Genomic DNA, 10,311 nt, shown 5'->3' with positions numbered 1-10,311 from the left:
AGATGTGTATAAGGGCCAGCCTTCCCCGTCCCCCGCCCCGATGTCGTTGCCCGTGCCGGTCACCAGCAGGGACCAGGTGCGCGGGCCCGGCAGTCCGTCCGCCGCCGTGCCCTGCCAGCCCTGGGCCCGCTGGAACGCCCGGGTCGCCCTGCGGTCCGCGTCCGACCAGCGCGGGCCGGGGCCCGAGGTGTAGAAGCGGGCGCCGCCGCGCTGTACGAGCATCCGGCCGAGCCGGGTCACGTACTTGTTGCCGGCGCCCGGACCGAAGAACGCGCGCCCCGGGAACCCGTTCGCCGTGTCCGGGTCGGCGCCGGGAGCCGAACCTCCCGTGCCGCCCGTGCCTCCCGTGCCCTCAGCGCCCTCCGATTCGTCCGTGCCGCCGGTGTCGGCCGGGTCCGGGATTCCGCCGGTGTTCGCGGCGAGGCCCTTGTAGCGGTAGGCCTGATAACGGTCCGAGTGGCTCCAGTAGGAGAGCGGGGTGGCCTGCCTGCGGGCGTGCGGGCGGGTCTCCTCGTAGGCGATGTAATAGGTGTGCGTGTAGTCCGTCCAGCCGCCGAAAATGACGACGTGCGAGCCCTTGTCCGGGTCCTGCGGATTGTGGAACAGGAGAATGTCGCCCGGTTGGAGATCCTCCTTGGGAATGCGTACGCCGTACTTGTCGAGGCTGCCCGTCCATTCGTTCCCGGCGAGATTCCAGGCCATGGAGACGAAGCCCGAGCAGTCCTGCCGGTAACCGTCTCCCCAATAGGTGCTCATGCTGTACGGCACCCGGGCGGCGACCCAGGTCCTGGCCCGGTTGATGATCTCCGCCCGGGTGGTCGTACGGAGCCTGCCGAGCGCCGGTTTCCCGGCTGGGCCGTGCAGCGGGGCCTTGGCGCCCTGCGGGGTGTCGGGCTCGTCACCTGCGGGTACGCCCGGACGGTGGGGGGCCTGCGGGGCGGCGGCGGCCGGCAGGGCGTGCCCGGCGCCGAGCACCGTGGAGGCCGCCGCGGCGACGACGAGGGTCCGTCTGACCGCCGTACGGGCGGGTCCCGGGCCCGTTGCCGAGACCGGTCCGGAATACGGGACGGCCCGTCTCCGGAGAACGCATCCGGGGCATTCGCAGTCGCTCGCGGGATCGAATTCCTCGAATACCGGAGTCGCCATACGAATCCCCTCACGTCCCAGGCGATGACTTGCGCGCGTCTGCACACTCGCAGTTTCTCAACTGTCACCCGCTGTCGCATGTTGACGGTCCGAATGATGTACGGCCGGCGTTCGGCCCGGCGCCGGCACCGGGCGGTTCGGAGCACTCCCGGGAGTCGGGTAGAGTTGTCGACGTCACCGCGCGCCGCTAGCTCAGTTGGTTAGAGCAGCTGACTCTTAATCAGCGGGTCCGGGGTTCGAGTCCCTGGCGGCGCACAGACACATCGAGCAGGCCCTCCGCAGTAGCGGGGGGCCTGCTCGCGTATATGGGCGTATCCGCTCTGAACACTTCGGAAGCATCCGCGCACAAGCGATCCCAAATACACCAATCGGACTCAACAGCCGTCACATTGTGCGCGTATGACCGGTAAACACCGTGTTTCGCATCTTGCGATCATGCGACCGGCATAGAACCCTGGGCTGCAAGATGCCGCGCATACGCGGCCATTGGGGGCGGTACCGGTTGTACGGCACGGGGATGGGGCCCCGTTCATGAACAGATGCCGAGGGGGGCATCATGCAACCGGAAGGGCACTCTTCCATGTCTATAGAGTGTGGATTATGGATGACGTGGGGGAAGTGGTCCATTACTGATGCGTCTGTGACGGCCGAGGGGGGCCGAGCGGACGTATAGGAACCGACACAAGCACGCGTTGACGCGCGTGTGGGGGGATGACTCATGACGTCGACGCCGACGGGCGCCCGGCATAACTTCGACGCGTCACGGACGGCCCATTCCGGGCCTCCGTCGCACCACACCGGGGGGTTCCGCAGGATCAAGAAGAGCCTGCCGAAGTACGACTACGAGCACTACAGCCGACTGGCCGGACCCCTCACACAGCCCGACCCGACCCAGCCGTACACGGTCAAGTACCGGTCGCTGCTCTCACAGGAGCCGCACCGTGTCCGGGCCGCGCTGATGCTGGGCGCCGCGCCGCTGCTCTCGATCGTCCTGCTGGTCTGGCTGCTCCAGCCCTCGCACTGGACCCATCGCGACTACCCGGCCTACGACTTCCTGCCGGCGCTCGACATAGTCATGCTCGTCTCGATCGGGCTGATCGAGCTGTTCCGCTGCCTGAACGTCCTGTCGAACGCGCATGCCACCCTGGTCGCCCGCGACCCGATCCCGGTGGTGCCCGAGACCGGCACGAGAGTCGCGTTCCTCACGTCCTTCGTCCCCGGCAAGGAACCGCTGGAGATGGTGACGAAGACACTCGAAGCCGCGGTGCGGATCCGGCACCGCGGCCTCATGCATGTCTGGCTGCTGGACGAGGGCGACGACGACGCCGTGAAGGCCGTCTGCGCCCGCCTGGGTGTGCACCACTTCTCCCGCAAGGGCGTCGCGAAGTGGAACCAGCCCAAGGGCCCGCACCGCGCCAAGACGAAGCACGGCAACTACAACGCCTGGCTCGACGCGCACGGCGACGACTACGACTTCTTCGCCTCCGTCGACACCGACCACGTGCCGCTGCCCAACTACCTTGAACGCATGCTCGGTTTCTTCCGGGACCCGAACATCGGCTTCGTCATCGGCCCGCAGGTGTACGGGAACTACGACAACTTCGTCACCAAGGCCGCCGAGTCGCAGCAGTTCCTCTTCCACGCCCTGATCCAGCGCGCCGGCAACCGCTACGGCTCGCCGATGTTCGTGGGGACCAGCAACGCCGTACGCATCAGCGCGCTGAAGCAGATCGGCGGGCTGTACGACTCGATCACCGAGGACATGGCGACCGGCTTCGAGATCCACCGCCACAAGAACCCGGCGACGGGCAAGAAGTGGCGCTCGGTCTACACGCCGGACGTGCTCGCGGTCGGTGAGGGTCCCAGTGCCTGGACGGACTTCTTCACCCAGCAGATGCGCTGGTCGCGCGGGACGTACGAGACGATCCTCACGCAGTACTGGAAGGGCTGGTACTCGCTGCCGCCGAGCAAGCTCTTCAACTACACGATGATGATCATCTTCTACCCGATGTCCGCCCTCAACTGGATCCTGGCGGCGCTGAGTTGCGCGCTGTTCCTGGGCCTGGGCGCCTCGGGTGTGAACATCGACCCGACCGTGTGGCTGATGCTCTACGGCAACGCCTCGGCGCTCCAGATCGGCCTGTACATCTGGAACCGGCGGCACAACGTCTCCCCGCACGAGCCCGAGGGTTCGGGTGGTGTGGCAGGCATGGTGATGTCCGCGCTGTCGGCGCCGCTCTACGCGAAGGCCCTGATCGACTCCGCGCTGCGGCGCAAGAGCAAGTTCGTGGTCACGCCCAAGGGCGACTCGGCGAGCCCGGACCGCTGGTTCGGGACGTTCCGCTACCACTGGTACTTCATCCTGATCTTCGGCGGCTCGATCGTGGCCGGCTTCGTCCTCGGGCACTCGCACCCCGCGATGATCACCTGGGCCACGTTCGCCACCGGGATCACCGCGACACCGATCGTCGTCTGGCGGCTCATGCTGCGCCAGGAGAAGAAGAAGCTCGCCGCGGGCCCGGCCGCCGAGCCACAGGACTCCGTACCCGTGCCGCAGCCGTACGTGCCGGCCCAGCCGACGCCGAACGCGCCGCACGGCTCACTTCCGTCTCACGCCCCGCACGCCCCCCACTCCACCCACGCGCCCCAGCACAAGCCCAAGTGGGCAGCGTCGGGCGGGACGAGCGGGGGCAGCGTCGGGAGCGAGGGCAACGACCAGACAATGCAGATCGCCCTTGGTGGACTTGGGGGACGTAAGGAATGAAAGACCGTGCAGGCCGCCGCCGCGCCCGTCGACTCGCGATAGGCACGGCGGTGGTCCTCGCGTTGGCGGGGATGAACGGGCCGTGGGTGTACCGCTTCAGTACCGAGAAATACCACGAGTACAAGATCAACAGACCGGAGTACAAGGCCGACAACGGCAAGTGGGAGGTGGTGAACTTCCCGGAGAAGTACCGGCAGAACACCATTCACGCCGCTCTGCTGCACACCGGCAAGGTGCTCCTCGTCGCGGGTTCCGGCAACAACGCGGACAACTTCAACGCGAAGAAGTTCGACACCCGTATCTGGGACCCGGTCAAGGGCACGATCAAGAAGATCCCCACACCCGCCGACCTGTTCTGCACCGGCCACACCCAGCTCTCCAACGGCAATCTGCTGATCGCGGGCGGCACCAAGCGGTACGAGAAGCTCAAGGGTGACGTGACGAAGGCGGGCGGCCTGATGGTCGTCCACAACGAGAACCCGGACAAGCCGATCACCCTGCCCGCCGGCACCAAGTTCACCGGCAAGGAGAACGGCAAGACGTTCGTGTCGAAGGACCCCGTCGTCGTGGAGCGCGCGACGAAGGTCTTCGACGCGACCGGCAAGTTCCTGCGCAACGACCCGGGGCTCGGCCGGATCTATGTCGAGGCGCAGAAGAGCGGTACCAAGTACCAGACCGGTACGCAGGACAACTACCGCGTGCAGGGCCTGTCGGGCGCCGACGCCCGCAACACGTACGGCATCGCCGAGAAGATCGCCATGGACAAGAAGGACTTCCAGGGCATCCGGGATGCCTTCGAGTTCGATCCGGTCGCCGAGAAGTACATCAAGGTCGACCCGATGAACGAGGCCCGCTGGTATCCCACGCTCACCACCATGTCGGACGGCAAGATCCTCAGCCTCTCCGGCCTGGACGAGATCGGCCAGCTGGTGCCGGGCAAGAACGAGCTGTTCGACCCGAAGACCAGGAAGTGGACGTACACCAAGGGTGTGCGCCAGTTCCCGACGTACCCGGCGATCTCGCTGATGCAGAACGGCGAGATGTTCTACTCGGGCGCCAACGCGGGCTACGGCCCCGACAACGTCGGCCGTGACCCGGGTATCTGGAACGTGGCGACGAACAAGTTCACCAAGCTGAAGGGGCTGAGCGACCCCAACATGCTGGAGACCGCCGGTACGGTGCTGCTGCCGCCGGCGCAGAACGAGAAGTACATGGTGATCGGCGGGGGCGGCGTCGGCGAGTCGAAGCTCTCCAGCAAGAAGACCCGCGTGATCGACCTCCTCGACCCCAACCCGGTGTTCAAGGACGGCCCGTCCCTGGAGAAGGGCACGCGCTACCCGCAGTACTCGATCCTGCCCGACGACACCGTGCTGATCTCGGGCGGCTCGGAGGACTACCGGGGCCGTGGCGCCTCCAACATCCTCCAGGCCCGTATGTACGACGCGAGGACGGGTCTGCTGAAGCGGGTCGCCGACCCGCTGGTGGGCCGGAACTACCACTCGGGCTCGATCCTGCTGCCCGACGGCCGGGTCATGTTCTTCGGGTCGGACTCCCTGTACGCGGACAAGGCCGACACCAAGCCGGGCAAGTTCGAGCAGCGCATCGAGATCTACACGCCGCCGTACCTGTACCACAACCCGCAGCCCTCGTTGTCGGGGGGCCCGCAGACGATCGCACGCGGCGGGTCGGGCACCTTCACGTCCCAGCAGGCGTCCGCGGTCAAGACGGCCCGGCTGATCCGCCCGAGCGCCTCGACCCACGTCACGGACACCGACCAGCGCTCCATCGCCCTTGACCTGAAGAAGACCAAGGACAGCATCACGGTGACGGTCCCGAAGAACCGGAACCTGGTGCCGTCGGGCTGGTACATGCTCTTCGTCACGGACAACCAGGGCACACCGAGCAAGGCGCAGTGGGTGAAGGTGCCTTGATGGATTGTTGACTGGAACACGCGTTGAACGGCTCGGGGCGCTTCTTCTTCCGAAGGGGCGCCCCACCCTTTTCCCCAGGTGAACCTCTGACCTCTGCCTCGGGGCTGACGGCCCCTCGCTACGAACCAGTGGGCTCGGCCTGGAGATGGCCACGCTGCCGTGCGGCACGATCGTGGGCCACGGCGGCGGCACTCCCGGCTACCGCACGATCTCGTTCCACACCCTCGACGGCGCCCACCAGGTCACGGTGGACTGGACCGACTGGAGCACCGACGCGGATGCCGACGCCGGCCCTGCGGCTTTCGTCCTGATGACCTCGGCTCTCTGCCCGTCGTAGTCACCGGCGCGTATTCACCAACGGTCTGCCCGGCCTCACTTACTCGCTTTCGCGAGCTTCAGCGCGTACGGGGCCCACCACTGCCCGGCCTTGGGCCCGCCCTTGCACTCGCCGTCGGACTCCCCGGGCCGCTTGACCCACAGGTACGCGTCGACCAGCGGGTCCGCCGTCTTCACCGTCGGGGCCTCCCCCAGCGCCCTCCCGGGAGGATTGCACCAGTTCTCGGCCGCGTCGCCCCCGGTGTACGGCCCGTTGCCGTTGCGGGAGGTGTCCACCACGAAGTGCTTCCCGCCCACCTTCGCCGACAGTTGCCTGCCGTAGGCGATGGAGTCGGCGGTCGAGTAGAAGTTGGCCACGTTGACGGAGAACCCGTCCGCCTTGTCGATGCCCGCCAACTTGAGCGGCTCGAAGATCTTGTCGGGGTGCGTCCAGCCCGCGTTCCCCGCGTCCAGGTACACCTTGGTGTTCTTCAGCGCCGACAGTTTGTCGATCGCGCCGTTCAGCAGGTCGTACCGCTCCTCGTGGAACTCGTCCTGGGTGCAGCCGTCCGCCAGGTGGAGGATCGCGTCCGGCTCCAGGATCACCATGGCCGCGCGGTCGCCGATGCCCCTGGCGACGCCGTCGATCCAGGCACGGTAGCTGTCGCCGTCGGCGGCGCCTCCGCTGGAGTACTGGCCGCAGTCGCGGTGCGGGATGTTGTAGAGGACGAGGAGGGCGGAGCGGTCCGCCTTCTGCGCGGCCTCCGTGAAGCCGCGGGCCTCCGCCTCCGGGCTCTCCGGGCTGATCCACTCGCCGGTCGGCTGCTCGGCGATCTTCCGGATCTGCTCGGCGTCCGTGTTCTCGCCGCCCTTGACGTACGCGGCGACCTGTTCCGCCGCGTTGCCGTCCGGGTTCACCCAGAACGGGTTGGTCCCCTTGGGCTGTTGGGTGATCGTCGCGTCCACTTTCCTGTCCGGTTCGTCGCCGCCCCCCTTGCCGGACGACCCGGAACAACCGCCGAGCAGCAGTGCCGCCCCCAGCACCGCCACGGACGCCCGCCCCCAGGTCGCCCCCTTGCTGCCGAACATCGAACTCCCCCTCGGATGCACTGTCCTGGTCCCCCCTGGATGCAGTGTCGTAAGCCTCAATCCTGACATAGGTGGCCGGGCCCCCACGAGATCACCAAAACCTTGTCGGCCGGCTGTTACAGCGTGGTAGGCCGGGGCGGACGGGGACCCGGAACCCTGAACACCGGGACGTGGTCATCGGCTTGGGAGCGACTCGTAGAACTATCTATTACCTGCGTGGATAACTCAGAGCCACTGGCCCGGGACTTGGCGTCAATCTCCTCTAGGCCTGGGCGCTCATCCGTTCTACAGTCGTCTCAGACGGCCCCAGCCCCCGGCCACCAGTTCACCGTTCGCAATCAACGAGCGGGCAGAACCTCCCGCGTCGGTCGCCGGGTTACTCCCGCAACCCGTGCGCCCGCGGTCGAGGACCGGCCCGGTCGGCGGCTCTGGGGGGGGAGCGGGTCGTCGACCGGGCAGGGTGGGTGTGGCGGGCATGCGGCGGAAGAGGCGTGCGGTCAGGTGGCCGTGCCCGTCAGGTACGCCGACACGATCACGTTCGCCGTGTAGGTGCGCGAGGCCCGGTCGAACGTACCGCCGCAGGTGATGAGCCGGAGTTCCGCGCGGCCCGACTGCCGTGTGCCGTAAGCCTGTTGGGCGTCGAAGTGGTCGCGCGGCACGACCCGGACATCGTCGACGGTGAACTCGGCGACCTTGCCGTCGGCGCGGGTGACCCGGATGGTCGCGCCCGGCCGCAGGGTGCTGACCTTGTAGAAGACGGCGGGCCGGGCCTTGGTGTCGACGTGTCCGACGAGGAGCGCGGTGCCGACGGCGCCGGGCCGGGTGCCCGACCCGTACCAGCCCACGACGCCCGCCTGGTCGAAGGGCGGCGGGTCGATCGCGCCGAGCCGGTCGAGGCCTCGGGCCACCACCGGTGCCTGCACGCCGAGTTGGGGGATGTCCACGCGCTGCGGCACCGCGCCGTTCAACGGCTCGTGCTCGGGCGGGAGTCCGGGGTCGGGCGGGCGGCCGACGGCGGCGATGTCGCCGGTGGTCGGCGCGGACACGCCATGACGTACGTCGGTCATCTCGCGGCCCCACAGCCACAGCCCGAGCAGCAGCAGCGCCCAGGCCACGCCCATGGTCAGGCGCCCGGTACCAGGGGGTCGTTCGCGGTCGTCGTTCTCGTACATCGCGGTTCAGTCCGTCCCACGGCCCCGGCGGAACCCGCGCACCCCGACGACGATCGCCGCCACGCCCGCGAGGACGAGCCCGACCACCGCGTGCAGGGTGCCGGGACCGGCGCTCCGGGCCTCGTCGGCGGCCAGTTCCTCCGCCGCGCCACCACCACCGGCGGGTACGGGGGCGACGGGCGAGGACGCGGCGGCGGCGGCCGGCGAAGACGGCACGGACGGCGAGGACGGCTTCCCGGCCCCGTTGTCCGCGCCCTTGTCCGAACCCTTCGCGGCCACGGAGATCACGCCCCTGACCTTGCCCTCCTGCCCGCCGCAGCCGACCGTGACGTCGTACGTGCCCGGCGAGAGCGTGGAGCGGACGCGGGACCCGCCGACGAGCACCCCGTCCTGCCCCCGCACCGCGAGCAGCGCGTCGGCGACGAAGGCCTCCGACTTCGCGGTCCCCGTCTTCCCCGTACAGCCGCGCACGACCAGCCGTACGTCGCTGCCGGGCCACGGGGACGCCGGGGTCACCGAGACGCCTCCGTCGGCGGCGAACGCCACCGCCGCCAGGGGTACGGGGGTGAACGCGGCGGCGACCACGGCACCGGCACAGAGAGTGAGTCGCACAGAACTCATCGTGAACCTCCAGACACCTGGAGACTCCTCCCCCGGCCCCCGGTCCGCATCTCAGGAGCGGGTACGACTGCTCCGTACGGGTCGAGAAAGGTTTCGTGGGGTGCTCAGACGTACTCGGACGTACTCAGACGCGGTCGACGAGGTCCGCGATGGAGTTGACGATCTTGGAGGGGCGGTACGGGAAGTTCTCGACCTGGTCGGGGCCGGTCAGGCCGGTGAGCACCAGGAAGGTCTGCATCCCGGCCTCGATGCCCGCCAGGACGTCGGTGTCCATGCGGTCGCCGATCATCGCGCTGGTCTCGGAGTGGGCGCCGATGGCGTTCAGCCCGGTGCGCATCATCAGGGGGTTCGGCTTGCCCGCGAAGTACGGCTTCCGGCCGGTCGCCTTGGTGATCAGCGCGGCCACCGCGCCGGTCGCGGGCAACGGGCCCTCGGCGGAGGGGCCGGTCTCGTCCGGGTTGGTGGCGATGAAGCGGGCGCCGCCCTCGATCAGGCGTACGGCCTTGGTCATGGCCTCGAAGGAGTACGTGCGGGTCTCGCCGAGGACCACGTAGTCGGGCTCGTGGTCGGTGAGGATGTACCCGATGTCGTGCAGGGCGGTGGTCAGCCCGGCCTCGCCGATGACGTACGCGGTCCCGCCGGGGCGCTGGTCGTCGAGGAACTTGGCGGTGGCGAGCGCCGACGTCCAGATGTTCTCGACGGGCACCTCAAGGCCCATGCGGTTCAGCCGGGCGTGCAGGTCGCGCGGGGTGTAGATCGAGTTGTTGGTGAGCACCAGGAAGGGCTTGCCCGACTCGCGCAGCTTCTTGATGAAGGCGTCGGCGCCGGGGATCGGCACACCCTCGTGGATGAGCACACCGTCCATGTCGGTGAGCCACGAGTCGATGGGCTTGCGGTCTGCCATGTCCGGTCTCCTGCTCCTGCACTGCGATCTGTGCTGCGGGCTGTGCTGCGGTCCGTGCTTCCGTTCACACACGCGTACGAGATGCCGCGTGCGCCCAGCCTGTCACAGCCCGGATCTTGGGGGAATGGCCGGTTTATGTCCGTCCCACGCCTCGGACCCGGGCGAGCAGCATGGCCGCGCCGCCCGCCAGCAGCAGGGCGAGGGCGAGGCCCGCGAGGCGGCGGGCGGGGTCGCGCCGACCGGTGCCGGCGAGTTCGCCGGTGTGCGGTGGGGTGTCCCGTACGCCGGGCAGGGGACGGGCCGACGCCGGACCGGCGGAGGCGAGGGCGGGAGCGGTGGCAGTGGCCGGGGCGGAGGCGGGGCCGGAGG

General features: G+C 68.7%; 8 protein-coding genes, 1 tRNA gene and 1 pseudogene. 4 read left to right on the top strand and 6 right to left on the bottom strand.

The genetic code is table 11. From position 1 onward, the window contains the following. Positions 1 to 1,146: peptidoglycan-binding protein (locus tag AOK08_RS10900; RefSeq protein ID WP_055525286.1), on the bottom strand; the 1,146-nt coding region annotated here is incomplete at its 3' end. Positions 1,147 to 1,327: 181 nt separating this feature from the next. Between AOK08_RS10900 and AOK08_RS10895 the strand changes: the two genes are divergently transcribed. The 4 genes from AOK08_RS10895 (at position 1,328) to AOK08_RS10880 (ending at position 6,178) form a co-directional block, all read left to right on the top strand. Beyond that, positions 1,328 to 1,401, top strand: a tRNA-Lys gene (locus tag AOK08_RS10895). Between the two features lie 463 nt (positions 1,402 to 1,864). Continuing rightward, a complete protein-coding gene (locus tag AOK08_RS10890; RefSeq protein ID WP_055525285.1) occupies positions 1,865 to 3,910 on the top strand; it encodes a glycosyltransferase family 2 protein in 2,046 nt (681 codons plus the stop codon). Next, positions 3,907 to 5,841 carry a radical copper oxidase GlxA gene (gene glxA / locus AOK08_RS10885; RefSeq protein ID WP_055525284.1) on the top strand — a complete coding sequence of 645 codons (1,935 nt, stop codon included), beginning with the start codon at positions 3,907 to 3,909 and terminating at the stop codon, positions 5,839 to 5,841. The genes AOK08_RS10890 and glxA overlap by 4 nt, the downstream gene beginning before the upstream one ends. A 145-nt stretch (positions 5,842 to 5,986) precedes the next feature. Continuing rightward, a complete protein-coding gene (locus AOK08_RS10880; RefSeq protein ID WP_055525283.1) occupies positions 5,987 to 6,178 on the top strand; it encodes a hypothetical protein in 192 nt (63 codons plus the stop codon). Positions 6,179 to 6,213: 35 nt separating this feature from the next. Here AOK08_RS10880 and AOK08_RS10875 read toward each other — a convergent pair whose 3' ends face one another. The 5 genes and pseudogenes from AOK08_RS10875 to AOK08_RS10855 all read right to left on the bottom strand — a co-directional run. Beyond that, on the bottom strand, positions 6,214 to 7,245 hold the full coding sequence (locus AOK08_RS10875; protein WP_055525282.1) for a glycoside hydrolase family 6 protein: 1,032 nt from the start codon (positions 7,243 to 7,245) through the stop codon (positions 6,214 to 6,216). 497 nt (positions 7,246 to 7,742) lie between these two features. Then, positions 7,743 to 8,417: a class F sortase gene (locus AOK08_RS10870; RefSeq protein WP_055525281.1), complete on the bottom strand. Its 675-nt coding sequence runs from the start codon at positions 8,415 to 8,417 to the stop codon at positions 7,743 to 7,745. A gap of 6 nt (positions 8,418 to 8,423) precedes the next feature. Then, positions 8,424 to 9,038, bottom strand: a complete 615-nt coding sequence (locus tag AOK08_RS10865) for a hypothetical protein (RefSeq protein ID WP_055525280.1) — start codon at positions 9,036 to 9,038, stop codon at positions 8,424 to 8,426. Between the two features lie 124 nt (positions 9,039 to 9,162). Beyond that, complete coding sequence (locus AOK08_RS10860) at positions 9,163 to 9,942, bottom strand: HAD-IIA family hydrolase (RefSeq protein ID WP_055525279.1); 780 nt, start codon at positions 9,940 to 9,942, stop codon at positions 9,163 to 9,165. A 133-nt stretch (positions 9,943 to 10,075) separates the two neighbouring features. Next, positions 10,076 to 10,311, bottom strand: a pseudogene (locus tag AOK08_RS10855) (hypothetical protein); the annotation flags it as partial.

The organism is Streptomyces graminilatus (assembly GCF_001418565.1).
GTDB classification, from domain to species: Bacteria; Actinomycetota; Actinomycetes; order Streptomycetales; family Streptomycetaceae; genus Streptomyces; species Streptomyces graminilatus.
The sequence above is the reverse complement of the archived record's forward strand: the minus strand, read 5'-3'. Positions and strand labels throughout refer to the sequence as shown.